The 24,239-nt window shown below is 47.3% G+C and carries 21 protein-coding genes, 3 tRNA genes and 1 riboswitch; of the genes, 8 read left to right on the top strand and 16 right to left on the bottom strand.

The annotated features are described in order from the left end of the window. Nucleotides 1-43 precede the first annotated feature (43 nt). From rplT to RUMAL_RS15565, 7 genes are all read right to left on the bottom strand, one after another. A complete protein-coding gene (rplT, locus tag RUMAL_RS15595; RefSeq protein WP_013499646.1) occupies nt 44-397 on the bottom strand; it encodes a 50S ribosomal protein L20 in 354 nt (117 codons plus the stop codon). Between the two features lie 50 nt (nt 398-447). Beyond that, nucleotides 448-648 carry a 50S ribosomal protein L35 gene (rpmI, locus tag RUMAL_RS15590; protein WP_002847157.1) on the bottom strand — a complete coding sequence of 67 codons (201 nt, stop codon included), beginning with the start codon at nt 646-648 and terminating at the stop codon, nt 448-450. Nucleotides 649-672: 24 nt separating this feature from the next. Next, nucleotides 673-1,197 (bottom strand): translation initiation factor IF-3, encoded by a 525-nt coding sequence (gene infC / locus RUMAL_RS15585; RefSeq protein ID WP_013499645.1) that lies wholly within the window; start codon nt 1,195-1,197, stop codon nt 673-675. Nucleotides 1,198-1,533: 336 nt separating this feature from the next. After that, entirely contained in the window at nt 1,534-3,036 is a 1,503-nt protein-coding gene (locus RUMAL_RS15580) for an L-fucose/L-arabinose isomerase family protein (protein WP_013499644.1), read from the bottom strand. 522 nt (nt 3,037-3,558) lie between these two features. Then, nucleotides 3,559-3,632: transfer RNA gene (locus RUMAL_RS15575), tRNA-His, on the bottom strand. Between the two features lie 5 nt (nt 3,633-3,637). Then, nucleotides 3,638-3,711 (bottom strand) — tRNA-Arg (locus tag RUMAL_RS15570). Between the two features lie 22 nt (nt 3,712-3,733). Next, a tRNA-Gly gene (locus tag RUMAL_RS15565) sits at nt 3,734-3,804 on the bottom strand. 247 nt (nt 3,805-4,051) lie between these two features. Then, a riboswitch (SAM riboswitch) is annotated at nt 4,052-4,178 on the top strand. 130 nt (nt 4,179-4,308) lie between these two features. On the opposite strand from RUMAL_RS15565, the gene metK reads away from it, so the two are divergent. Together metK and RUMAL_RS15555 are read left to right on the top strand one after the other, a co-directional pair. Continuing rightward, entirely contained in the window at nt 4,309-5,481 is a 1,173-nt protein-coding gene (gene metK / locus RUMAL_RS15560; protein ID WP_013499643.1) for a methionine adenosyltransferase, read from the top strand. A gap of 3 nt (nt 5,482-5,484) precedes the next feature. Next, entirely contained in the window at nt 5,485-6,588 is a 1,104-nt protein-coding gene (locus RUMAL_RS15555; RefSeq protein WP_013499642.1) for an acyltransferase family protein, read from the top strand. 116 nt (nt 6,589-6,704) lie between these two features. Here the strand turns inward: RUMAL_RS15555 and RUMAL_RS22175 are convergent, their stop codons facing one another. Further along, nucleotides 6,705-6,872, bottom strand: a complete 168-nt coding sequence (locus tag RUMAL_RS22175; RefSeq protein WP_013499641.1) for a hypothetical protein — start codon at nt 6,870-6,872, stop codon at nt 6,705-6,707. An 11-nt stretch (nt 6,873-6,883) separates the two neighbouring features. Beyond that, on the bottom strand, nt 6,884-10,309 hold the full coding sequence (locus tag RUMAL_RS15550; protein ID WP_013499640.1) for a DNA polymerase III subunit alpha: 3,426 nt from the start codon (nt 10,307-10,309) through the stop codon (nt 6,884-6,886). A 225-nt stretch (nt 10,310-10,534) separates the two neighbouring features. Between RUMAL_RS15550 and RUMAL_RS15545 the strand changes: the two genes are divergently transcribed. From RUMAL_RS15545 to RUMAL_RS15520, 6 genes are all read left to right on the top strand, one after another. Continuing rightward, nucleotides 10,535-11,410, top strand: coding sequence for an IS1595 family transposase (locus RUMAL_RS15545; protein WP_013499639.1), 876 nt, complete (start codon nt 10,535-10,537; stop codon nt 11,408-11,410). 547 nt (nt 11,411-11,957) lie between these two features. Continuing rightward, entirely contained in the window at nt 11,958-12,821 is an 864-nt protein-coding gene (locus RUMAL_RS15540) for a PSP1 domain-containing protein (RefSeq protein ID WP_013499638.1), read from the top strand. Beyond that, nucleotides 12,822-13,451 (top strand): hypothetical protein, encoded by a 630-nt coding sequence (locus RUMAL_RS15535; RefSeq protein WP_013499637.1) that lies wholly within the window; start codon nt 12,822-12,824, stop codon nt 13,449-13,451. A gap of 14 nt (nt 13,452-13,465) precedes the next feature. Beyond that, nucleotides 13,466-13,822 carry a hypothetical protein gene (locus tag RUMAL_RS15530; protein WP_013499636.1) on the top strand — a complete coding sequence of 119 codons (357 nt, stop codon included), beginning with the start codon at nt 13,466-13,468 and terminating at the stop codon, nt 13,820-13,822. Between the two features lie 3 nt (nt 13,823-13,825). Continuing rightward, nucleotides 13,826-14,788, top strand: a complete 963-nt coding sequence (locus tag RUMAL_RS15525) for a D-2-hydroxyacid dehydrogenase (RefSeq protein ID WP_013499635.1) — start codon at nt 13,826-13,828, stop codon at nt 14,786-14,788. Nucleotides 14,789-15,120: 332 nt separating this feature from the next. Beyond that, complete coding sequence (locus RUMAL_RS15520; protein WP_154662723.1) at nt 15,121-15,858, top strand: type II secretion system protein; 738 nt, start codon at nt 15,121-15,123, stop codon at nt 15,856-15,858. Between the two features lie 118 nt (nt 15,859-15,976). Here RUMAL_RS15520 and RUMAL_RS15515 read toward each other — a convergent pair whose 3' ends face one another. The 7 genes from RUMAL_RS15515 to RUMAL_RS15485 form a co-directional block, all read right to left on the bottom strand. Beyond that, nucleotides 15,977-17,353 (bottom strand): serpin family protein, encoded by a 1,377-nt coding sequence (locus RUMAL_RS15515; RefSeq protein WP_013499633.1) that lies wholly within the window; start codon nt 17,351-17,353, stop codon nt 15,977-15,979. Between the two features lie 187 nt (nt 17,354-17,540). Continuing rightward, nucleotides 17,541-18,101, bottom strand: coding sequence for a FumA C-terminus/TtdB family hydratase beta subunit (locus tag RUMAL_RS15510; protein WP_013499632.1), 561 nt, complete (start codon nt 18,099-18,101; stop codon nt 17,541-17,543). After that, nucleotides 18,101-19,036, bottom strand: a complete 936-nt coding sequence (locus tag RUMAL_RS15505; protein ID WP_013499631.1) for a coiled-coil domain-containing protein — start codon at nt 19,034-19,036, stop codon at nt 18,101-18,103. Before RUMAL_RS15505 ends, RUMAL_RS15510 begins: the two co-directional genes overlap by 1 nt. A 341-nt stretch (nt 19,037-19,377) precedes the next feature. Then, the gene (ftsZ, locus tag RUMAL_RS15500) at nt 19,378-20,565 is read right to left on the bottom strand and encodes a cell division protein FtsZ (RefSeq protein WP_013499630.1); all 1,188 of its coding nucleotides are present in this window, start codon (nt 20,563-20,565) and stop codon (nt 19,378-19,380) included. Between the two features lie 190 nt (nt 20,566-20,755). Then, a complete protein-coding gene (locus tag RUMAL_RS15495) occupies nt 20,756-21,937 on the bottom strand; it encodes a cell division protein FtsQ/DivIB (protein ID WP_013499629.1) in 1,182 nt (393 codons plus the stop codon). Nucleotides 21,938-21,977: 40 nt separating this feature from the next. Beyond that, nucleotides 21,978-23,234 (bottom strand): UDP-N-acetylglucosamine 1-carboxyvinyltransferase, encoded by a 1,257-nt coding sequence (gene murA / locus RUMAL_RS15490; protein ID WP_013499628.1) that lies wholly within the window; start codon nt 23,232-23,234, stop codon nt 21,978-21,980. Between the two features lie 66 nt (nt 23,235-23,300). Then, nucleotides 23,301-24,239, bottom strand: a complete 939-nt coding sequence (locus RUMAL_RS15485) for a hypothetical protein (protein ID WP_013499627.1) — start codon at nt 24,237-24,239, stop codon at nt 23,301-23,303.

The raw sequence follows: 24,239 nt of genomic DNA, 5'->3' as shown, positions 1-24,239 counted from the left end.
AAACACGCATAGCCGATTTACCGACCTGCGTGTTTTACCGTTATTAAAGAGCTGCCTTAGCCTGCTCTACGATTGCTGTGAAACCTGCGGGGTCGCTGATAGCGATCTCGGAAAGCATCTTTCTGTTCAGGTTGATGCCTGCCTTGTTCACGCCGTTCATGAATGTGGAGTAGTTGATGCCGTTCATCTTGCAAGCAGCAGAGATTCTTGTGATCCAGAGTCTTCTGAAATCTCTCTTCTTCTGCTTTCTGCCGATGTAAGCATACTGACCGCTCTTCATCACAGCCTGCTTAGCCATCTTGAAATGCTTGCTCTTAGCGCCGAAATAGCCCTTTGCAAGCTTCAGTGTCTTATTTCTTCTCTTACGAGTCATCATTGCTCCCTTAACACGAGCCATAGTTATTACCTCCTAGAATTATTACAAATTTTACTTCCCTACAACTCGTCTTACTTCTTGTAAGGGATAAGAGCCTTTACGTTTGCTATGTTGGTATCATCAGCGTATGCTGCGTTTCTCAGAATTCTCTTTCTCTTGTGATCCTTCTGATTGAGTCTGTGTCTCTTATTAACGTGCTGGAACTTTACCTTGCCGGTACCTGTTACTCTGAAACGCTTCTTAGCGCCCGAATGTGTCTTGATCTTAGGCATTTGATTTATCCTCCTTAAAACTTATTACTTGCCTGCTTTAGGCGCAACGAACATTACCAGGCTGCGCCCCTCCATCTTGGAAGGCTTATCAACAACTCCCACCTCGGATACAGCTTCCTTGAACTTCACCAGCAGTTCTTCACCGAACTGAGGGTGTGCAACGGTACGCTTACGGAATCTTACGGATACCTTCAGCTTATCTCCGCCCTTGAGGAACTTTATCGCCTGATTTACCTTGGTATCAAAATCGTGGGTGTCGATAGTCGAGGACATTCTTATTTCCTTTATCTCGATGACCTTCTGATTCTTTCTCTGCTCCTTCTCACGCTTCTGCTGCTCAAACAGGAACTTGCCGTAATCCATTATCTTGCAGACAGGCGGTGTAGCCTGCGGCGCGATCTTAACCAGATCCAGGTCTTTTTCAAATGCGATCTTCAATGCTTCCTCTGCACTGAGTATACCGAGCTGTGCTCCGTCAACGTCGATGACTCTGAGCTCCTTGTCTCTGATCTCTTCGTTGAGCTGATGTTCTTTGCTGCTAATAGTCAAGCACCTCCAAAATAAAAATTAAACGGGCACAGAACTGTTCCGTACCCGTAATGACATCAATATAAAGGTTCAACACCGTATATTTATTCACTGCGACCTCTTCACTGCTCATGGCGTTAAAGGTGAGAACGGAATGTTCTGCTTTGTTTACCGTTCTATTATACCACTCTCCGCTCTGCTTGTCAAGGGGCGTTTGTAAATTTTTTATGGACGCACCGCGTGCGGAGCTGTTTCATGGCGTACGTGAATATACAATGCCTGTACCTTTTATAATATATACCACGCCAAAAAGGCTGCAGCAGTGCGCAGCCTTTTGGTTATAAAATATACTGTAATTTATTTATAAGGGTTCTCGCCGAAGTATCTTGTGCACGCAGGTCTGTTGTACTCTCTGTCCTCAACGCCCAGGAACTTCAGAACGTTGAACAGTGTCTTGCCGTGGTGGCCGAATACAACTGCACCGTGGTGAGGATAGCCCTTCTCTATCAGTACGTATCTGTAGAATCTAGCCATCTCCTTGATGCCGAAGATACCGATAGTACCGAAGGAACGAGTAGCTACAGGCAGGATCTCACCCTCAGCTGCATAAGAACGCAGAGTAGCGTCAGCAGTAGACTGGAGTCTGAAGAATGTGATCTCGCCGGGCTTGATGTCGCCTTCAAGAGTACCTCTTGTGATATCAGGCTCAACATCAGGCTCAAGACCTCTGTGCATGATGAGCTGATACTTCATAACAGGGTTGTTCAGTATGCAGCAGCTGCCGTTGCCGCAGTGGAAGCCCATGAATGTATCTCTCTGAGTGTAATCGAACTTGCCTTCGATGTCCTCTCTGTAAATGTTGCCGGGAACGGTATTGTTGATATCCAGCAGAGTAACAACATCGTCGGATACGCACTGACCGATGTATTCGGAAAGAACGCCGTAGATGTCAACTTCGCAGGATACAGGTATGCCGCGTGCGCCCAGTCTGCCGTTTACATAGCAGGGAACGAAACCGAACTGGGTCTGGAATGAAGGCCAGCACTTGTTGGCAAATGCCACGAACTGTCTTTCGCCCTTGTGCTCTTCAGCCCAATCCAGCAGAGTCAGCTCATACTGAGCAAGTCTGGGCAGGATGCCTGCCATCTTGTTGCCGTCGCCGAGCTCCTTCTCCATGTCAGCGATAACGCCGGGGATACGGGGATCGTCCTTGTGCTCGTTGTAAGCTGCGAACAGATCCAGCTCGGAGTTCTCCTCGATCTCAACGCCCAGATCGTAAAGTCTTGCGATAGGTGCGTTGCAGGCAAGGAAGTCCTGAGGACGGGGACCGAAGGATATGATCTTCAGGTTCTTCAGACCAACGATAGTCTTAGCTATCGGTACGAACTCGTTGATCATGTCTGCTACTTCGGGAGCTGTGCCAACAGGATACTCGGGGATGTAAGCAGTTACACCTCTGAGCTTCAGGTTGTAGCTGGCGTTGAGCATACCGCAGTAAGCGTCGCCTCTGTTGTCAATAAGAGCATCGCCGCAATCGTCCTCGGCAGCTGCAACGAACATTGCAGGGCCGTCAAAGTACTTAGCAAGCAGTGTCTCAGGGGTCTCGGGGCCGAAGTTTCCGAGATATACAACGATAGCGTTGCAGCCTGCAGCGTTAACTTCGCTCAGTGCTTTTCTCATGTGTACTTCATTCTCGATAACGGTAGGACATACAAAAAGTCCCTCTGCGCCGTACTTGTCGGTATAAGCCTTAGCAACGGCGTTTCTTCTGTTTTCGGACAGGCTCATGGGGAAGCAGTCTCTTGATACTGCTACCAGACCTATCTTTACTTCAGGTGTGTTTGCAAGCTTGTTGCTCATTGATAATTACCTCCGTTTTGGTGCGCCGCTGCTGTGTGTGCCCCGACGTTTCCGCCGACAGCCGGGCGCATATAAACTGCGATCTTCATCGTTGCACACATTATATCACATATACAACTTTGTGTCAATTCTATAATTTGGCATTACCTCACCATTTATTGCGCAGTTTATACATTTTTCGTATGGATAATGTTACGAAATTTATAAGTCGGGGTCACAAGTTACATACAACCCTGATAAACTTGTACTTGATGTACGTACCACGTGCATACATCGCAGGTATCCGGTATGTACATATCTTTGGTTTGCTCTGAGGGATATCGTTTCTTCCGGCGCTATGACCCTGTATGCTAAATTGAAAACTGCGGCACCCCTCATAGGCTGCCGCAGTCATATACTATAATATAATATGATCCGTCTCATATACATGATGACAATAATTAATTTTCGTATCGTCATATATACCAAAAAATCATACACATAAAAAATACAGCTCCCCGAATATTTCCGAGAAGCTGTAAGGGTGGGTAGAGAGATTCGAACTCTCGATCTTCAGGACCACAATCTGACGCGTTAACCAACTACGCTATACCCACCGTAACACGCCATACTGGATTCGAACCAGTGACCTACCGCTTAGAAGGCGGTTGCTCTATCCAGCTGAGCTAATGACGCATATACTGTATTCAACAGTAAAAGCGGGTGATGGGAATCGAACCCACGTGGCCAGCTTGGAAGGCTGGAGTTCTACCATTGAACTACACCCGCATCTGGGTCATTGACCTTGCTTAGTCAACGAAAATTATTATATCACTTTGCAGATGATTTGTCAAGCGGTTTTTCAAACATTCTATCATTTGCTTAAAAATAATTAAAAATAAGCGTCTATAATCGTCTTTCACACCAAATAGGATTACTTCTGATAAAGTTAGTGAGCTTCACCTTGTAAAAAAAATGTTAAATCTGTTGACAAGCGAAGAATAATGTTGTATAATAGTGAACGTTAAATTAAATAGCCTTATCAAGAGTGGTGGAGGAATCAGGTCCTGTGAAGCCCGGCAACCTGTTATAGTGCGTGCGGTAGTTACCGTTCGTATCTTGTCAAGGTGCCAAATCCTGCGGTTATTTCCGGAAGATGAGGAATTTCATGTAAAATTTCACCTCTCATTCTTCGGAATGGGAGGCTTTTTATTGGCTGTTGATTTAACGGTAAGCAGCAGTTGTATGTCGGACGTACCGACAGCGTTTCTTTATTGACAAGGAGGAAAGAATATGTCAAGATTTTTATTTACATCCGAATCGGTGACTGAGGGTCACCCCGATAAGATCTGCGATCAGATCTCAGACGCTATACTCGATGCTATGCTGGAACAGGATCCTTATTCCAGAGTAGCTTGCGAAACTGTCACCACCACAGGTATGATCATGTGCATGGGTGAGATCACCACAAAGGCACAGGTGGACATCCCACAGATAGTAAGAGATACCGTAGTAGGTATCGGTTATGACAGAGCAAAGTACGGCTTTGACGGCCATACCTGTGCTGTTATGACTACTATCGACAAGCAGTCCCCCGATATCGCTATGGGCGTTGATAACGCTCTTGAGGGCAGAGATGAGAATGCCTTCGATACAGGTGCAGGTGACCAGGGTATCATGTTCGGCTATGCCTGCGATGAAACTCCCGAGCTCATGCCTCTGCCCATATCTCTCGCTCACAAGCTGGCACTCAGACTTACAGAGGTACGCAAGAACGGTGCTCTGCCTTATCTCCGTCCCGACGGAAAAACTCAGGTAACTGTTGAGTATGTTGACGGCAAGCCTGCAAGGATAGATGCAGTTGTAGTATCCTCACAGCATGATGCAAAGGTATCTATGGAGCAGATAAGAGCTGATATAATCGAGAAGGTCATCAAGCACGTTATCCCTGCAGGACTTCTCGATGACAAGACCACTTACTTTGTAAACCCCACAGGCAGATTCGTTATCGGCGGACCTCAGGGCGACAGCGGTCTTACAGGCAGAAAGATAATCGTTGATACCTACGGCGGATACTCCCGTCACGGCGGCGGATGCTTCTCCGGCAAGGATCCCACGAAGGTAGACCGTTCCGCAGCTTATGCCGCAAGATACGTAGCTAAGAATATAGTAGCTGCAGGCCTTGCAAGCAGATGCGAAGTTGAACTGGCATACGCTATCGGTGTTGCAACTCCTGTTTCCATACTGGTAGATACCTTCGGCACAGGTAAGGTATCCGATGAAAAGCTCAGCGCTGCAGTTAACGATATCTTCGATCTTCGTCCCTCAGCTATCATAGATATGCTCGATCTCCGCAAGCCTCAGTACAAGCAGCTTGCAGCTTACGGTCATATGGGCAGAGAGGATCTCGGTGTTGCATGGGAGCGTACAGACAGGACACAGGCTCTCCTCGATGCAGTAAAATAAGCTATGGCTGAAAAAAAGAATGCCGGGGATATGAGCAGATCAGCCGCAAAACGGCAATCTCTTGATCATGTGGACTATGCAAAGGCGATCGGTATATTACTGGTCGTACTGGGTCACGTAAAACTTGTGATACCTAAAAGCGATCACACATTTTACAGTTTAGTAAGAATCATCTACTCGTTCCATATGCCCCTGTTCTTTGTTATTACAGGCTTTTTACTGGGCTATAAGGACAGTATATCCAAAAAGGATGCTGTCCCTGCCCTTAAAGCAGGCAGACTTTTCGTGCGGCTTATGGTACCGTACTTTATCTATTCAGCGATATACATACTTGTATCCTATTATCGTTACGGAAATGCCGATGACCACATCGGCGCCATGATAACTGCCACCTGGACAACAATGGGAAATGCACCGCTGTGGTTTCTTGCCACACTTTTCTTTGCAAGACTTGTGTTCCATTTCCTGAGATATAAACTCAGGCTGGATGCCCGTGTGATATTTGCGGGAACGCTTTATGCCACGCTTTTTGCAGTAAAGATATACTCGATACTCAAAAAAGAGGACTTGATGGCAGAAAGGGTCATAAGATTTCTTACGGCTTCATTTGTGCGTATGATACCTGCTGTGTTTTTCATCACTTTCGGATATCTGTTTTTCAGATATGTTGATCCCAAGAAAAAACGCAGGGATCTGGCATACGGTCTGATACTCGGATGCATCCTTGTGGTGTGCTGTTATTTGTATCCGCCCTCTGTGAATATGCATACTCTCAAATTCGGCAGCCTGATGCTTTTCATGCTGACTGGTGTTACAGGTTCCGCGGCGGTCATCCTGCTGAGTTCGGCTTTGCCCGAAGGTATAAAGCCTCTCAGGGAGATCGGCAGGGACTCTATGGAGATAATGGTCATACATTACGATCCGATGCCGTTTATATTTATTGCAAATTCCATAATAGTAAAAGCTGCGGGAGGAACAAACTTCATCCTGATATGGCTCGTGACCTGCCTTATGGTCATACCGGCCGCACTTGTATGGAAATACATCAAGGAACTGCCGAAGCTGATCATCACAAAGCTGAAAAGTTCTGTACATAAAACAGCATAATATACTCAGACACCTCATGCCGCTGCGGCTGAGGTGTCTTTTGCATAATAAGTAATAAGCGGAGGACAGGCTGTGATCCCGAAGTGCCTTGTCCTCCGTTTGTTTTTGTATAACGATTATCCGATAACGCTGTACTCAAAGTTTTCCCACCTGAGTACTATGCCCTCATCGGTCTCATCCGGCAGAAGTGCCATGGCAACAAGCACGTCCTCACCTGTTTCGGTATTGGTAAGGTGTGCGTAATCGCCGTCTATCCTTGCTACCTTATATATAATAGGTCCCATATCATCCCTCCTTATCCGAACGCAGTGTTTCCCTCTCCGACTATGCCGGAAAGTTCATTCATTATCCTGTCGTTTATGCGTATCCTGTGGGCACCCTTTATGGCGGTGCGGCGCTTCAGGTCTGAGAAGTATACCGTCAGCGCAGTGCCGTTTTCGGCGGAATATTTGTGTGCCGCCGCCGATACCGCTTCAAGCCGCGCTTTGTCCCTTGAATCTATCCGCAGACAGATCCCCATACCCAGCGCCTGCATCACGAACCTTTCGCCCGTTTCCACAAGGTCAGCCAGTATTTTCGGGGGCTCGTCCTCCTTGACAGATACCTTTCCGCGTACGTGCAGTACGGCATTCTCCTTTACAAGTTCACCTGCCGCTATATATACCTTCGGGAATACGATGACTTCCATTTCTCCTGTTTTGTCCTCACAGGCGGCAAAGCACATCATATCGCCCTTCTTTGTGGCTATTGAACGTTTCCTGGTAACCATTACAAGGATGTCCGCTGTCCTGCCTTCGCCTTTCAGTCCTGCTTCAAGTATAGTCCTTACTGAGGTGAATCCTGCCGCCCTTGCAAAAGGTTCGCAGGTATCTATGGGATGTGCCGAAAGGTACATACCAAGTGCCTCGTGCTCATAAAGCAGCAGTTCCTCCGAGGTCAGCTCCTCAGCGTCTATCATGGGCTTGTCAAGTCCGTCACCGGAGGCGCCGCCGCTGCCGAAAAAGTCCAGCTGCCCCTCCAGCCTGTCGCTTGCCGCGCGGCTGAGGTCACCCATGATTATACCACAGTTTATAAGCTTTTCATGCCTGTTCAGGGGCAGCGGATCCATAGCCCCTGCTTTTATAAGTGCTTCGACAGCCTTTGTGTGTATATCCCTGCCCTGCATACGTCGGCAGAAATCCTGCAGGTTGAGAAAATCTCCTCCGAGTGTTCTCTCCCTTATTATCGCGGCTATGGAATTGCTTCCGAGACCCTTTATGCCAAGTAGTCCGAAGCGTATGGAATCGCCTTCGCCCGAGAAACCGCCAATACTTTTGTTGATATCTGGCGGAAGTACAGCAACGCCCCGTTTTCTTGCCGCCGAGATATACCCGTACAGCTTCTCTGTACTCTCGTTTATGGCATCCGTCATCAGTGACGAAAAGTACTCTTTGAAAAAGTGGCATTTAAGATAAGCAGTCCTGTATGCCACCGTAGCGTAAGCCGTCGCGTGGGATTTGTTGAAGGCATAGCTGGCAAAGCTTGTCATTTCATCGAATATATCATTCGCTGTCTTTTCGGGAACACCGTTCGCTACCGCGCCGCATACTTCTTCATCGCCCCATACGAAGGCTTTGCGCTCGTTTTCAAGCACGTCTGCCTTTTTCTTGGACATGGCACGTCTTACCAGGTCGGCGCGTGCGAAGGAGTATCCTGCCAGTGAACGGAATATCTGCATGACCTGTTCCTGATATACTATACAGCCGTAGGTGACTTCAAGTATGGGTTTAAGCATGGGGTGCTTGTAGCGCACGAGTTTTGGGTCATGGCGGCAGCGGATATAGTTCGGTATCGAATCCATAGGACCGGGACGGTAAAGCGAAAGCACCGCGATAAGGTCCTCTATACCCGAGGGACGAAGTTTCATTATAGTAGCTGTCATTCCACCCGATTCAAACTGGAAAACGCCCTCTGTTTCACCTCGGGACAGCATATCGTACACCGCTTTGTCATCAAGGGGGATATGCTCTATATCAAAATCGGGATGAGTCTTTTTTATCTCGTCACAGCAGTGCTTGATTATCGTAAGGTTGCTGAGCCCCAGAAAGTCTATTTTGAGAAGTCCCAGCCGTTCAAGCACCGTCATGGTGTACTGTGTGGATACAGCGCCGTCACGGGCATACAGCGGCACGTAGAAGTCAACGGGCTCTTTTGTTATAACGACACCTGCCGCATGGGTGGAAACGTTCCTGGGCATACCCTCGATGAGTATGGCGGTGTCGATTATTTTTCTAAGCTTCATATCGCTGTTGTACATATCCCTGAGCTCGGGTATTTTTTCAACGGAATCGCTTAGCAGCATGGAACGCGGTGCAGCCTTGGCAAGCCTGTCGCCTGTGGCATAGGGTTCGCCCATAGCCCTTGCAGCATCACGGAGCGCTTGTTTTGCGCCCAAAGTACCGAAGGTCGCTATCTGTGCCACATGGTCTGCGCCGTATTTCTCCACCACGTAATCTATTACCCTCTGTCTGCCCTCAACGCAGAAGTCGATATCAAAATCGGGCATGGTAACTCTCTCGGGATTTAGAAAACGTTCAAACAGCAGGTCGTATCTCAGCGGGTCTATATCGGTGATGCCGATGCAGTAAGCGCAAAGGCTGCCCGCGCCCGAACCTCGTCCGGGTCCCACGGGGATATCGTGGCTTTTGGCATAGTTTATGAAATCCCAGACTATCAGGTAGTAGTCGGTATAGCCCATGCCGTTTATTACCGAAAGCTCGTATTCCATACGTTCAAGAGCTTCTTCCGAGGGTTCATCGTATCGCCTGTAAAGTCCCTCACGGCACATATTGCGGAGGTAAGCCGCATTGTCGCTGACACCGTCTATACCGAAATAGGGGAGTACTGTGCTGCCGAATTTTATCTCCACATCACACCTGTCTGCGATGCGGACAGTATTCAGCATAGCTTCGGGAATGGCAGGATATAACTCAGCCATTTCCTCGGCAGACTTTACATAGAACTCATCACTTGCAAAGGATATGGCAGGGTCATCGGTGGTGGTGGCTGTGGATATGCACATGAGTACCTGCTGTGCCTGAGAATCCTCGCGGCGGAGATAATGGCAGTCATTGGTAAGACAAAGAGGTATGCCTGTATCCTGCGAAAGTCTTATAAGCGATGGCATCACCCTTTGTTCAACAGGGTCGCGGTGCTTCTGTATCTCGATGAAGTAATTATCCGCACCGAATATATCGCGGTAAAGCAAAGCTGTTTCTTCGGCGCCTTTGTAATTGCCGTTTGCTATCTTCGTCGAAAGCTCGCCTGCTACACAGCCTGAAAGGCATATCAGACCGTCGTGGTATTTTCTGAGCAGTTCAAGGTCTATACGCGGACGGCTGTAAAATCCCTCGGTATACCCAAGGGACACCATTTTTATAAGATTGCGGTAGCCTGTTTCGTTTTCACAGAGGAGTATCAGATGATATGGTTTGCCCTCACGGTGATCCTTGTCTTCGCGGCTGCCGCGGGCAACATACACCTCACAGCCGAGTATGGGCTTTATGCCTGCGGCACGCATGGTGTTATAGAATTCTATCGCCGCGAACATATTGCCGTGGTCGGTAACTGCACAGGCGGTCTGCCCCACTTCTTTAAGACGGGCTGCCAGCCTGTCGATGCGGCAGGCACCGTCAAGCAGGGAATATTCGCTGTGCAGGTGAAGATGAACGAAATCGGACAAGGAAAGTCCTCCTTTGGTATTGGTGTAACTAAATTATACCAGATTTCGGCGGAAAAGTAAAGCCGCTGTCTGCCTGATATGAAAAGAGTTTGGAACGGATATATTATTCTACATGGTTATCCCTTTAACACACCACAGATAATTTACAAAACTGTCCAAATAAACAGACCTCAAAAACCGGAAAATATAGTATAATAGTGACAGAAACCGAAAGGAGCTGTCGCTATGTCAAAAAGATTTCCGAAACCTGAGATCACACTTGATGGGATATACTCAAAGTTCGCAGATGAAAGCTTTTGCAAGGATTTTCTGCTTGATATCCGCTTCGAAAAGGGCTTTGCCTGCCCGTTTTGCGGTGGCTCTGAGTACCGCAGGATAAGGTCACGCCATCTGCTGCGCTGCAAGTTCTGTAAAGCAGATATATCCGACACAAACGGAACTTTTATGCACAGAACACATATTCCGCTCAGACTGTGGATAATCACCGCATTCCTCATTATGAGCAACAAATGCAGCGTTTCTGCTGTTACACTTATGAGGAATTTGGGAGTGACCTACAAGACTGCATGGTACATCCTTCACCGCATCAGAAAAGCTATGAAATGCCGTGAAGAACGCTATTTGCTCGACGGGATCGTTGAACTTGATGACACGTATCTCGGTGCTCCGACTCACGGTAAAAAGCGCGGCAGAGGTACTGAAAAAGTCAAGATGATCGTAGCTTTATCGAAGAACGCAGCAGGAAATCCCGAGTACGTTAAAATGAGCGATGTGCCGAATTTAAAGGGTATAACTGTGGGTAGATTTGCCAGGGATAATATCCGCGCAGGCTCGAAGATCGAGAGTGATAATGCTCGAAGTTACAAGAAACCGCTGGCACAGAAATACTTCCATGTTTTTGAAACATATGATCCGACAAGCGGTCAGCTGAACTGGATGCATAAAGTTATATCAAACTTCAAAGCAATGATCATGGGAACTTACCACGGAAACGAAAAGATCCACACAGCGTTATATGCTGCCGAATACTGTTACAAATTCAACCGTCGTAAGCTGGGAAACAGTGCGTATTTAAGGCTTTTGGCTGCTTTGGTGCAGTGATCTTACTTGTGGTGTGTTAAGGGGATAACCATATTATTCTATTGTCAAGATACTGTTGTTTGTCCTCTGTACAGTATAACACGTCGCTTCATATCCCCGTAGTCATAGTCAGCGTCAGCCTGCCATCGTGCGTACAGAAGTCGATATATGTAAACGGCATTTGGGTTGCCGGGATCTTTATGCTAAAAAAGGGATCATTCCGGAAGATATATGTTCCTTGCCGAAAAGTGATAAGAGGGTCTGCCTGATGAATACCCCTTCTATATACAGCGAAAAACTGCAAAAAGTTGTACGTTTTTGTACAACTTTTGCAGAAATATGTCCGAGTTAAATTTAAAATCATTTGTTTGTACAAAGCGCGTGCGCGGATCATGTACAGTATGCCCAAGGAAAGAAGGTCGGGGATGCGGCGGAACGGTGTGAGTTAAGCGGTAGAAATTGTATTGTGGTGTCTTTACATTTGGAGAAAGATGTGTTATAATAATATAGTATGTATGATGAGTTTTTATGTTTGGCAAATTGAAAGCCGAAACAGAAAGGAAAACAGATGCTCAAGATAATCGGTGTACGCTTTAAGAGCGTTGGCAAGATATATTATTTCGATCCGGGCGATACCGAAATAAACAACGGTGACAAGGTCATTGTTGAAACTTCACGCGGTGTAGAGTGCGGTGAGGTAGTAATGACTGACAGGGAGATAGATGAGAGCAATTTCAAAAATCCCATAAAGCCCATAATCAAAAAGGCCGACGAGCGCGACCTTAAAACCATAGAACGCAACAAGCAGAAAGAGCAGGAAGCTTTTGAGATATGCAGGCAGAAGATAGAAGACCACGGTCTTAAAATGGACCTGATAGATGTTGAATGCACTTTCAGCAACAACAAGATGCTTTTCTATTTTACTGCGGAGAACAGGGTGGATTTCCGTGAGCTGGTCAAGGATCTGGCAAGCGTATTCAGGACGAGGATAGAGCTTCGTCAGATAGGTGTCAGAGATGAAGCCAAGATGCTCGGAGGCCTGGGTATATGCGGACAGCCCTTCTGCTGTTCGAGATTTCTTGGAGATTTTCAGCCTGTATCCATAAAAATGGCTAAGGAACAGGGGCTGAGCCTTAACCCTACCAAGATAAGCGGCTGCTGCGGCAGACTTATGTGCTGCCTTAAATACGAGCAGGACAGCTATGAGGATCTGCTGAAGCATACCCCGAAGGTCGGTGCGATAGTAAAGACAAGCGACGGCAAGGGTGTAGTTCAGGAGGTAAATCTGCTTACCGGTAAGCTGAGGGTAAAGCTTGACCGTTCTGACAATGTTATAACGGTAAAGAAAGATGATGTGGAGGTCATCAAGGACGGAAACATCAGGGTAGATAAGAACGAGCTGAAGGCTCTCAAAGAACTGGAGGGTAAGTAAATGCCGTCATCACCTGTGCATCTGCTGCTGGCTTACACAATGGCAGATTCCCTGAACGTTAAAAACAAGGCGGATTTCCTTCTTGGTGCGATAGCGCCCGACTGCGTGAACTACGGTACGGAGCAGGCCAGTGAGGAGGTGCGCTATAAGGCGCATATCCGTGACAGGGACTACGATATATGGAAAGACAGGCTGCGTTCCTTCAGGGAAGATAACGCCGTAAGGTATGCGGATAACAAGGACTTCCTGAAGGGATACCTTTTCCACTGCTGGACGGATATAGCATGGGACGAAGCGGTGCAGCCTAAGATATTCGATTTTCTGGGCACCCTCGGTTACGGCTATGACGATATGACCGAGCAGAAGTGGAGAGAGTTGTACCGTTTCAACAGTGTGGCGGTGAAAAGCGATGAATACCGCGAGTGTACAAGGCTGCTGAAAGAGGGCAGGGCTGTGGATACAGCAGGATGCCCGGCAGACCTTATAGACAGGTATGCGGCTTATGTGGCTGATGATTACCGCGACAAGATATTAGATGAAAGGCCGCTTTTCCTTAACAGCGGACATATAGACCTTACTGTGCAGCGCATGGACGAGGCGGGGTACAGTGACGAACTTAGAAATATTTGATGGAGATGTTTTGAATGTTAATGACTTTAGCAAATGATACTGCAAACGCAGTACAGAACGTATTTACTCCTTTTCCCTTTGGTATGCATCTGGGATTCTGTATAGTAGCTACCATAGTTTACGGTATATACTTTATCAAGCAGAAGACCACACATCATATGCTGATGCTGCTTGCCTGTGACCTGACTTTTCTGACACAGATAAACACATCCAAGCCTGCGCTGACATTCCTGTTCATCGCGGAGATAGTGCTCCTTATAGGTGCGGCTTTCTTCTCGATAAAGTACAGCAGGGCTCAGAAGGCGGCAGAGAAAAAGAAGAAAGCTCCCAAGCAGGACAATGATACTGTGGGCAGCGCTTTTGAGGACTAAAGCATGAAGATAGTGATCCTTGACAGCGAAACTGTATCACGCGGCGGAGATGTGAGCCTGGAGGGGATAACCTCTCTGGGGGAGTGCGAGGTATACGGCTACACACCCAATGATGAGGTGGCTGAAAAGATAGGTGATGCTGATGCGGTCATCTGCAACAAGTGCCTTATCACGGAGGAGGTTTTTGAAAGCTGCAAGAACCTTAAATACGTAGGGCTTTTTGCAACGGGCTACAACAATGTTGACCTGAAGGCGGCTGACAGCCACGGTGCAGTTGTATGCAACGTTCCTGCATACTCCACAGATTCGGTGGCTCAGCATACCTTTGCACTGATACTCAACCATTTCAACAGGATAAGGGAGTACGCAGATACTGTTGATAACGGTGACTGGGTCAACTACAAGCTGTTCACCTACTTCTATATACCTACCTATGAGCTGAAGGGCATGAGGATAGGTATAATCGGCTATGGCAGCATAGGCAGGCGCGTGGCTGAGATAGCGAGAGTTTTCGGCATGGAGGTCGTGACCTTCACACGTTCGCCCGAGAAAGTCGGTGAGGGTGCAAGGGCTGTGAGCCTTGATGAACTGCTGAGAACCAGCGACGTTGTGACTATGCATTGTCCGCTGAACGAGCAGACCAAAGAAATGATAAACAAAGAGGCTCTTTCCAAGATGAAGCCGACGGCATACTTTGTGAATACCGCAAGAGGCGGAGTAGTAAATGAGTATGACCTTGCAGATGCGCTGGAAAGGGAAGTGATCGCAGGTGCTGGTATTGATGCTTTGACATTTGAGCCTATGCGTGAGGATTGTCCCCTGAGAAATGCGAAGAATGCTACGATAACGCCCCATATCGCGTGGGCACCCAGACAGACAAGGATACGTCTGCTGGAGGTAGTAGCGGACAACGTAAAAGCGTGGATAGACGGCAGACCTCAGAACGTGGTGAATACACCGTTATAATTATGTATTATGATAATAAGGAGCTGTTGCACACCTGCAGCAGCTCCTTATTTTATGCCTTGTTGAGCATGGGAAATATTTAGTTAAAACTTAGAAACAAAAATCATTTCCTATCTGTTTAAAACCTTGATGGATGCTTTTAATTTGTAAAATTAGTCAACTTGTGATTTGGTCAAATTGCGGAAACTATATGCGCTTTATTTGTGTATGTCTACAAAATTAGATTAATAACATTGACTGTTTTGTCTAAAACTGATATAATATAGGTAACAGATAAAGGGATAGAATTACTATTTTGTGGTAATAAGAATATAATGGAAAGGGATGAGCTTATGAAAAATAATAATAAAAAGGGTTTCACTCTGGTAGAATTATCTGTTGTTATATGTATTGTCGGTATTTTGTCCTGCCTGCTTGTACCGAATCTGATAAGCTTCATCAAAAAGGCAAAGATAGCTGCTGCTATCGCAGATACAAAGACGATAAAAACTTCTATCGAAAGTTCTTTGACAGATCATCTGGTAATTAATTATGGCGAATCGACAGCGGCGTTCAACAAGGTGCTTTATCTTGAACAGGGCAATAACAAAAACAGAAAATACGAGATAGTAGGCTGTTTCACCAACTACAGCTGGAATGTATACAAGACCTCCAAGCCCGGCACTTCAACGGGTTCTCAGGCGATCGACAGACTTATAGCCGGTCAGCTTGATGCGACATTCTCGGAAAGCTGGGAAAAAGGTAAGAAGGTAAATCCGCTGAGCTACAATTCAGATACCAAGAACTGTGCTAAATACCTTAAAGACAATAATACTAACTTCGGACTTGTAGTTGTATACAACAACACAGGTGAAGTGCGTATGATCCAGCTTTACAGAAAGGGTATACTGGTCACATACGTAAACGGTGAATACATCGTTAATACATCCAGCAAGGCTCACTTTATCGGTACCGGCACATGGGATAAGATCTATACTGACAGCAAGAAACAATCTCCGGATAGTTTCTACAATATAAATCTTTCCAACAAGCAGATCGGTTCTGACGGAAATATGGGCGGCTGGTATTGAGCTATCGACGGTTTTGGGCTTTTGTAATAAATCAAAAAACGTCCGGCACTGCCTTATGGCAGCTGTCGGACGTTTTTTGTGTGTTTTGATCTAACCGAAGGGAACTGATCTCAGGGGGTCAGCCATTTAAGGTGTTGACAGCACCTATGAAAATGGGAGTACCGCTTTCTTTATCTATTATAGCGTATACAAAGGGTCTGTTCAGGTATACTATCTTGGGTTCTTCCTCCTCCATGGCGCATTCGTCGGTCATCACTACTGCGGTAGCTGCAGCTGCCTTTGTGCCGTTGCGGTCGAGCTCGATATGGGTCTTGTGGATGACGCGGTTGATATAGAGGGCACCCGATGAGGTTTCTGCCATGCCTGAAAAATCTGCTGATTCGGTGAAGGGGAGCTCCATGCCCATAGACTTCAGTTCATCGCTGAGTTCACTGTTGTAATCAAATGTAAATTCAGGTATGCACACGTTAACATCGCCGCTTGCTGAACGCCACAGCTTGCTAAGCTTGTCTCCGTCAATACCTGCGACATAGTCTGCGATATCAGTGTCTTCGGATGGGAGCATAGCCATGAAAGCGTAGTCATGACCTTCGTAGTCTTTCATGAAGCCTGTGGTATTCTCATCTGAGAAATAGCTGCCCTCCTGAGAATACAGCATAACTGCTTTTTCTTCTTCACCTTTGTAGTTAGTGAATTTATCGTCCTCGGATATCTGGTAGACCTCGTAGTTATCAGCCCATGCGCCCTCAAAAGCGATGGCATTAATAAGGTAAGCAACAGCTTCATCGGGGATATAATCGAGTATATTGGGGATCATATTATTGGTGTTCTTGTTTACCCATGAGTTTATAACATCCAGGGTTGTGCTGTCAAAGGGGGCAAGGAAGCTGTCTGCGTTGTACACCGACTTTACCTTATCGCAGAAGTCCTGTGACATCTGTATACGGTTGGCATCATCGCGCACCCACACGGAATTTGCGACATTGAAGCTTACATCTTCGTTAGCCATGAATCTGTTCATGCGGTACTGCATGGCGTTGTTTATAGCGTCGATACCCTTGCCGCCGAGGGCTGTTTCCATCTGTGAAAGGGTATCGCCCTTAGCGCCGTTGGCTGTCATACCAAGTGCCATCATAACGCTCTCGGGGGATATCATAGCGTTTTTGCCCGATTTGATATCATCGGTACATACTGCTTTGAAAAGCTCTGCGGCGTAGTCGCGGTAGGAAGCATAGAAGTCAGCATCGGGCAGGATATAATTTTCATCAAGGGTGACGGATGACAGCGGCGCAACAGAGAGGGGAGCGGGTGTATCGGAATACTCGTCGGAGGTCACTACGGGTTCATCGGAAGGTGTGGCTGAAGATGAATCAGTATCGGGCTTTTTCGTTGGCGGTGTATCTTTCTTTTCGGTGATATTTCCGCAGGATGTCATAGATAGCACAAGTGCTGCAAGGGCGGCAGACAATGCTTTTTTGATATATGAGTTATTCATAATATTACCTCCGTTATATATGTCTTTATATTCAGGGCGGCTTGAAGTCACCTTTCCTTTGTTGTACACTTTATATACGTATGATAATGGGGATATTTATGGGATGAAACTGCACAAAGTTTCAATGTCAGATATATGTATATCAAACAAAAAAGCGGCAGAAATGAATCTGCCGCGGTATATATCATTATTCTGCTGTGCAGTATTCAGCCCTGCCGCTTGAGAAAATATCTCCTCCGAAGCAATCATCTGCCACGATAAGAGGGAAGTCCTCAACGTAAAGCTTTTTTACGGATTCACAGCCGAGGTCTTCAAAAGCGATGACCTCACAGGACTTTATGCAATTGCAGGCAAGCGCACCTGCGCCGCCGACTGCACATAGATAAACAGCTTTATTTCTTACAACAGCGTCCCTGACCTCCTGCGATCTTTCGCCCTTACCGATCATGCCGCCAAGACCCAGATCAAGAAGACGAGGAGCGAACCTGTCCATTCTGCCTGAAGTAGTGGGACCGCATGAACCGATCGGTCTGCCCTCGGGTGCGGGTGTGGGACCTGCGTAGTATATCACAGCGCCTTCCAGCGGTATCGGCAGCTCCTTGCCCTCATCGAGCAGTGCTGCGAACCTTTTATGCGCTGCATCTCTTGCAGTATAAACTGTACCAGTTACCAGTATCTTATCACCGCAGCGGAGCTCGCTGCTTCTGGCTTTAAGCTCCTCTGTGCGGAATTTTCTGAGTTCTGCCATTATTCTTCTTCGTCGGAAACGATATCAAGACCGTCGTCGATAAGATCTCTTGCAGTATTAACAGCACCTATGCTGCTGCCGTACAGGTCATTGAGGGATGTTACAAGCTTCTGAACGGTATCGCTGAGGTTTGTGAACTGCTCCTTAACAGCTGTTCTGATCTCAACAGTGTCGTTCTTGATAGCTGCAGCCTTGCTCTTGGCATCGCTGATGAGTCTTTCAGCCTCTTCTTCAGCTTCCTTCTTGACTCTTGAAGCCTCGGAATAAGCAGCACCAGTGACCTGATCTGCCTCTTTCTTTGCTTCGGACTTAGTAGCCTCTGCACTTTCCTTAGCAGCGCTGATGGTCTGCTCAGCCTCGGTATTAGCCTTTGTAACGGTAGCCTCAGCCTGTGCGTTAGCATCGTCGATGACCTGATTAGCCTGAGCCTCAGCCTCATCGGTGATCTGCTTAGCATCTGCTCTTGCCTTCTCGATAGCCATATTAGCTGTCTGCTGAGCCTGTACGAAGATCTGACCCATATCGAATGCCTGCTGAGAACCGCTGTCAGCAGTCTGAGCAGCCTTCTGCTCTGCCTCTGCTACCTTGTCCTTCAGTGCTTCGATCTCAGCGTTCTTATCCTCGAGCTCTGCATCCTTATCAGCTATCTGCTGCTCATAATCTGCGATCCTGACTTTCATGGTATCGGTAGATGCCATCAGCTCAGCGATTTTCTGCTTAGCTTCCTCGACTTTAGCCTCGAGCTCCTTCTTAGCCTCGTCATCGCCCTTAGTGTCGCCGCCGCCCTGCTCGAGCTGGTCTATCTGTTCTTCCTGATCCTTGACCTTAGTTTCCAGCTGATAGATCTTGGAAGTCAGCTCATCAACATACTGCAGAACGTCCTGCTTATCGAAGCCGCCGACTCTTACTGTTCTCAAATAACCATTACTAGCCATTTTCAATTCCCTCCTGAATATATGTTTGCGAAAATATTATTTGCAATAAAGTTTTATACTACCTTATTATACTATAATTAAAGAATTATTTCAACCACTTGATTTGACGATTTGAGCATAAACCCGAAATTTCAGTAATCTACACAATATTCACTTCTTAAATTGTGCATATTTCTATCCGTGGGATGCTGTTTTTTGTCGGTATCAAGCTGTTTTCAGCTGCCGCCGTACAGTTGTTGCTGCAGTTTAGTTCTTCAATAGTATAGCTGAACTTAATTCAGAATATCTGAACAAATTCTGTTAAGCAAAGACGAGCCGCCGGACTCGTCTTAGAGCTTGGATCACTTATTCTTGAATACGTTGAAGATATCATCGTAGATATCTGTCTTATCAGCTGCCTTTACGCCTGCCTTGTACATAGCCTCAGCATCAGCCTTCTTATCAGCCTCTGTTCTCTGGAAAGAGAATGTCTGAGCGGAAGGAGCAGGGGATACTGCCTGTACAGCCTGAACAGCCTGTACCTGAGACTGCTGGAGTGCTGCTGCTTCCTGATAGTTAGCAGCGGAAGGGATGCCGTCAACGAAATCTGCAGCGATAACTGTAACGTCCATGCAATCCTTTGTATCAGGATTTGTGCCGTTACCGAAGATGATCTCTGCGCCGTCATCAGCTGCATCTGCGATAGCTGCTGTCAGCTCGTCCATATCGCTTATGAGCAGATCCTCGGACATATTTACGTTTACGATCAGTCTTCTTGCGCCTCTGATAGAGGTTTCCAGTATTCTGGAAGCTATTACCTGATCTACGATATCCTGTACCTTATCCTTGCCTTCGCCGTGGCCGATAGCTATGTGAGCTCTGCCCGCACCCTTGAGTATGGTGGTAACGTCTGCGAAGTCAACGTTTATCTCGTCATGTCTTGTGATTATCTCAGCAATTGCGATAACGTCTGTCTTCAGTACTTCATCTGCGATCTGGTAGGACTGCTTCATGGTCAGTCTCATATCGCTTGTGATGAGGTTCTGGTTAGGTATAACGATCAGCGCATCAACGTGCTTTACCAGCTGCTCGATACCGCTCTCTGCTCTCTGCATCTTCTTTACGCCTTCGAACTTGAAGGGCTTGGTAACTACAGCTATGGTCAGCTTATCGAGGCTCTGTGCGATCTCTGCTACTACAGGAGCTGCGCCTGTACCTGTTCCGCCGCCCATACCTGCGGTGATGAATACCATATCGGCATCCTTGATAGCCTCTGCGATCTCATCCTGGCTCTCCTGTGCGGAAGCCTCACCGATCTCGGGCTTTGCGCCTGCACCCAGACCGTGGGTGAGCTTAGCGCCTATCTGTATCTGTCTGTCAGCCAGTGACTTTTTAAGTGCCTGTATATCAGTATTAACTGCTATATACTCAACATTACCCTGTATACCTGCCTCGGCAATGCCGTTAAGTGCGTTTCCGCCGCCGCCGCCAACGCCGATGACTTTAATGCTTGCGCCAACAAGGGGCTCTTCTACAAATTCGTAACTCATAGTAAACATCCTCCTGAAAATTTTTCACATATCCCTCGGGTAATTAACCGTTATTTCTTCTGTCTGTGTATAGCTCGACCCGAAGAACATAATTAGATACACTAATACTATATCACAAATTTCCCGAATTGTAAAGGATTTTGACAATTTAATGCCATTTCGACTGTTAATTTTTTGTTAATTGATAAACTTACCAATAGTATTCGCCGCCGCCGTTGGTATCATCATACCAGCCGCCGTTATCATAGTTCTGATCGCCGTAATCATAGTTCTGATCGCCGTAATCATAGTACTGTCCGTCATCCCAGGTATTATCCGTCCAGTCTCCGTTATCGTAGTACTGTTCGCCTTCCTGGATATTTTCGGTGTTATCATCAGCATTATCGCCGTTGACCTCAGTGTTCTGATCTTCAGCGGTATTATCAGCATTTTCGGTATTATCGGTATTATCGGTATTATCGGCGGTTTCATCCTCAGCCTTGCTTTCGTCTTTGGGCTTTTCGGGATCCTTGGCAAAGGTAGGCTTTCCGAGGTACTGATCCTTAGGTATAGCCGAAACTCCGTTCTCAGAACCGTTATAAATAAGGGTTCCCTCGTAGTTCTCGGCAAGCTTGCCCATAACAGCCTTGAAGTAGCTGAGTTTATACTCTATATCCGCGGAGCTGCCCAGCTTTATATCGAGCCTGTTATCCACGTTCATAAGTATATTTGCGCGGGAGGTCATATCTATGTTCTTGACCTTTTCAAAGCCCTGATCCTTCAGTCCGTTCAGCAGGTCGATGAGTATCTTGTCGCTGTAATCGTCCTCTGATCTGAGCTTTGCTCCGGGGGCACGGTAAGCGAATATCTCCTCTTCGGTAAGCTCGGCGCCTTTTTCTATCTGATCCTCAGCCACATAGAATTTAAAGCCTGTGACTATGGGGATATCCCCTGTGGGTTCGGGATTGTCGGCTTCCAGGATACGTCCCGAATAGCTCAGCACATAGTAGCCGCCTTCATATTCGATATCGGCAGCCTTGACAGCCTCCTTGCAGTCGATAACAACTGTTGAGGGGTATGACTTGGAAATCTTGACCTCGTCTATGTAAACGAGATTATCCGTAAGCCGCTTTTCGGCGCGGGCGGGATCTGTTCTTACAAGGTTCATATCCTCGTATATCCCCCCGACGTTGATTATCTGGTCATCGGTATAGAGGCTCACGCCCCGGATCTCCACGTTGCTGACATTGAAAAATACCGTCATGCACAGGAGAAGTATCACCACTGCCGCGGTGACTGCCGCGCCCGCGTACAGCATACGCAGATCCAGCTTTCGTGCCGGTTTTTTGGCTGTCATCGCAGGCACAGGTTCGTTTTCATAATTATCATTCATGTATTATCTTTCCTCTGTATTCATCTTTACATATTCTTCGTCAGAACTCTCTGCGTATATCAGCGCCGACTGAGCTCAGCACGTTTTCTATGAGCTCATACCCTCTGTCGATATACCCGACACAGCCTACTGAGGAAGTACCCTCAGCGCCCAGTGCAGCGATCGTAAGGGCTGCGCCGCCCCGCAGGTCATGGGCTCTGACATTTGCGCCGCATAGTTTTTTGACGCCTTGTATCACAGCCGTTCTGTCCGATACTTTTATATCAGCCCCCATGCGCACTAATTCGTCCACATGGCGGAATCTGCTTTCAAATATATTTTCCACCATCATACTGCTGCCGCGTGCCGTAGTCAGCGCTGCCATTACAACAGCCTGGGCATCGGTGGGGAAGCCCGGGTACGGCATAGTTCTTATTATGCGCACAGCTTTCAGCGGAGCCTTGCAGCTTATGAATATCCTGCTGCCTGCGGAGTACACCGCAGCTCCCATCTCCTCGAAAACAGAGGTGACAGCCTGAAGGTCATCGCAGCTGATATCTGTAAGACCCAGCTCACCGCCTGTTGAAGCTGCAGCAGCCATATATGTCGCTGCTGCTATCCTGTCGGGCATGACATCATACTCACATCCGCGGAGTTTTTTCACACCTGAGATACGCACAGTGCTGCAGCCTGCGCCTTTTATGTCAGCACCGCAGCGTACAAGGAAGTTTGCAAGATCTGTGATCTCGGGTTCACGGGCTGCATTGTGTATAACGGTATCGCCGTCAGCACATACAGCGGCGAGCATGATATTTTCAGTGGCTCCCACAGAAGGGAAGGGCAGACTTATGGAAGCGCCTTTCAGCCCTCTGGGACAGGTGCAGCTTATCCTGCCGTGTTCCTCATGTATCTTCACACCCAGCTGTCTGAGTGCGGAAAGATGCATATCTATCGGTCGGGGACCAAGCTCGCATCCTCCCGGGTAGCTGAGTTCACATCTGCCATGCCTGCCCAGCACAGCGCCCAGAAACACTATGGAACTTCGCATCTCGCGCATGAGTTCCTCGGTTATCCTGAAGCCTGCGGCACTGTCGGCATCGGTCGTGGCAGTACCCTGTCTGAAGCTGCATTTGCAGCCCAGTTCGTTAAGTATCCTGCAGGCGGCAAAAACGTCTGTAAGTTCGGGACAGCGTTTCAGCACTGTTCTGCCATCTGTCAGCAGACACCCTGCCAGCAGTGGCAGCGCACTGTTTTTTGCGCCCTGCACCCGTATCTCACCGCACAGCCGTTTTCCGCCGTTTATTATAAGCTTCTGCATAAGCTATGCCCCTTTCAGATGAAGTATAGCTCATACTATGCATAAGGTCTGTATTATGTTACTTTTTTACTGAGGTTCCAGGTGGACGGTAACAGCATCGGATATGAAGAGGACAGCAGGTATACAAGGTACGGTTACTTTCTTTGCTATTTTCTTCTTTGCGCCGACGGTAGTGAGTACCATGCCGGTAACACATTCATCCAGTTCTTCCTCTGTCATATCCTTGACATTTATCATCATCTCGATAGTGACATCCTTGCCGGAGAAGCCTTCGATGACATCACCTGCGACCTTGCGTGTGCCGTCGCTTGTGGTGGTCATTCTGGCTGAGGAAACATAGCATAATTTATCCTCGTACATTTTTGGTACGTGAAGCGCCTTATACTGGGGTATAGTAACCTGAAAAGGCGAAGAGTTCTGCACATGGACAGTCATCTCTATTATACGGTAGTTCTCGTTTTTCTCGGAAGAAAAAGCTTCCTGGTTATATACCGAGTAGTTCGACAGTGCAAAGGTCTTGAACTCGGTCATGCCCATTTTCTCGAAGATGTTCCTGTTATGATCGACCCTTGTTTCTCCCGAGGTGCTGTTCATCAGCGGCGGCAGGAAAAGCAGTGCACAGGCAAGAAGCACCAGTGCAACGGTGATCCATATTATCACCTTTTTTCTTTCAACATAGGAAGAACCGACTTTTACACCCTGATGCAGCCTGTCGGGGTCTTTTTTATGCCTGGCTGATCTTGACTTGATGTTTTCAGCATCTTCGGTGCCTTCGCGTTTTCTTCTTTGCTCTGCGCCCTCATACTTTTCATCGGCAGCACCGAAACGGGTCTGTTTTGTATACCTTCCGCCTGAGAATATCTCATCTGCAACGGCATTGGTTTTAGACCCTCTGTAAGTATTATGGCTGAGCTTGTCCATATCCAGCTTGTCGGGCACTCTCAGAGTATCCATAGTATTTCCCGAGCCTGAACGCTTAGTCTGTATAGATCTGTCTATTGCCAA

It is taken from the genome of Ruminococcus albus 7 = DSM 20455 (assembly GCF_000179635.2).
Classification (GTDB): Bacteria; Bacillota; Clostridia; order Oscillospirales; family Ruminococcaceae; genus Hominimerdicola; species Hominimerdicola alba.
Note: the sequence above shows the minus strand (reverse complement) of the source record. Positions and strands in the feature narration are given on the sequence as shown.

Bases quoted from the DNA above. Each gene is read 5' to 3' on its own strand.
- rplT (WP_013499646.1), bottom strand. From the start codon at position 397: ATGGCTCGTGTTAAGGGAGCAATGATGACTCGTAAGAGAAGAAATAAG.
- rpmI (WP_002847157.1), bottom strand. From the start codon at position 648: ATGCCTAAGATCAAGACACATTCGGGCGCTAAGAAGCGTTTCAGAGTA.
- RUMAL_RS15580 (WP_013499644.1), bottom strand. From the start codon at position 3,036: ATGAGCAACAAGCTTGCAAACACACCTGAAGTAAAGATAGGTCTGGTA.
- metK (WP_013499643.1), top strand. From the start codon at position 4,309: ATGTCAAGATTTTTATTTACATCCGAATCGGTGACTGAGGGTCACCCC.
- RUMAL_RS15555 (WP_013499642.1), top strand. From the start codon at position 5,485: ATGGCTGAAAAAAAGAATGCCGGGGATATGAGCAGATCAGCCGCAAAA.
- RUMAL_RS22175 (WP_013499641.1), bottom strand. From the start codon at position 6,872: ATGGGACCTATTATATATAAGGTAGCAAGGATAGACGGCGATTACGCA.
- RUMAL_RS15545 (WP_013499639.1), top strand. From the start codon at position 10,535: ATGTCAAAAAGATTTCCGAAACCTGAGATCACACTTGATGGGATATAC.
- RUMAL_RS15540 (WP_013499638.1), top strand. From the start codon at position 11,958: ATGCTCAAGATAATCGGTGTACGCTTTAAGAGCGTTGGCAAGATATAT.
- RUMAL_RS15535 (WP_013499637.1), top strand. From the start codon at position 12,822: ATGCCGTCATCACCTGTGCATCTGCTGCTGGCTTACACAATGGCAGAT.
- RUMAL_RS15530 (WP_013499636.1), top strand. From the start codon at position 13,466: ATGTTAATGACTTTAGCAAATGATACTGCAAACGCAGTACAGAACGTA.
- RUMAL_RS15525 (WP_013499635.1), top strand. From the start codon at position 13,826: ATGAAGATAGTGATCCTTGACAGCGAAACTGTATCACGCGGCGGAGAT.
- RUMAL_RS15520 (WP_154662723.1), top strand. From the start codon at position 15,121: ATGAAAAATAATAATAAAAAGGGTTTCACTCTGGTAGAATTATCTGTT.
- RUMAL_RS15515 (WP_013499633.1), bottom strand. From the start codon at position 17,353: ATGAATAACTCATATATCAAAAAAGCATTGTCTGCCGCCCTTGCAGCA.
- RUMAL_RS15510 (WP_013499632.1), bottom strand. From the start codon at position 18,101: ATGGCAGAACTCAGAAAATTCCGCACAGAGGAGCTTAAAGCCAGAAGC.
- RUMAL_RS15505 (WP_013499631.1), bottom strand. From the start codon at position 19,036: ATGGCTAGTAATGGTTATTTGAGAACAGTAAGAGTCGGCGGCTTCGAT.
- ftsZ (WP_013499630.1), bottom strand. From the start codon at position 20,565: ATGAGTTACGAATTTGTAGAAGAGCCCCTTGTTGGCGCAAGCATTAAA.
- RUMAL_RS15495 (WP_013499629.1), bottom strand. From the start codon at position 21,937: ATGAATGATAATTATGAAAACGAACCTGTGCCTGCGATGACAGCCAAA.
- murA (WP_013499628.1), bottom strand. From the start codon at position 23,234: ATGCAGAAGCTTATAATAAACGGCGGAAAACGGCTGTGCGGTGAGATA.